The sequence below is a fragment of the Pantoea sp. EKM10T genome, from assembly GCF_011800685.1.
GTDB classification, from domain to species: Bacteria; Pseudomonadota; Gammaproteobacteria; order Enterobacterales; family Enterobacteriaceae; genus Pantoea; species Pantoea agglomerans.
Map to the genome: position 1 here is coordinate 1 of NZ_JAALEU010000032.1, position 272 is coordinate 272.

1 protein-coding gene is annotated in these 272 nt (G+C 67.6%); it reads left to right on the plus strand.

Annotation, left to right across the window (positions count from 1 at the left end; genetic code table 11):
- Positions 1–272, plus strand: a 272-nt coding sequence (locus HFD95_RS21900) for an Ig-like domain-containing protein (protein ID WP_167430719.1), incomplete at both ends; no start/stop codon positions are given.

Sequence of the window (272 nt, forward strand, 5' to 3'; positions counted from 1 at the left end):
GCCGGTAACGCCGAGCCGGGCGCGGTGATCGTGATCACCGATCCGGTCAGCGACAGCGTGACCAGCACGGTGGCGGACGCGGACGGTCACTGGAGCATCCAGCCGAATCCGGCGGGCGTGGACGCCAAAGACGTCGTGGTGGAAGCCACCGACGAGGCGGGCAACAGCAACAGCGTTGTGATCGACGGCCCGGGCGACAGCACGCCGCCGGATAACCAGACCTCAGGCCTGGTCATCGACAGCATCACCCTGACCGACGACGTCGGTGCGAT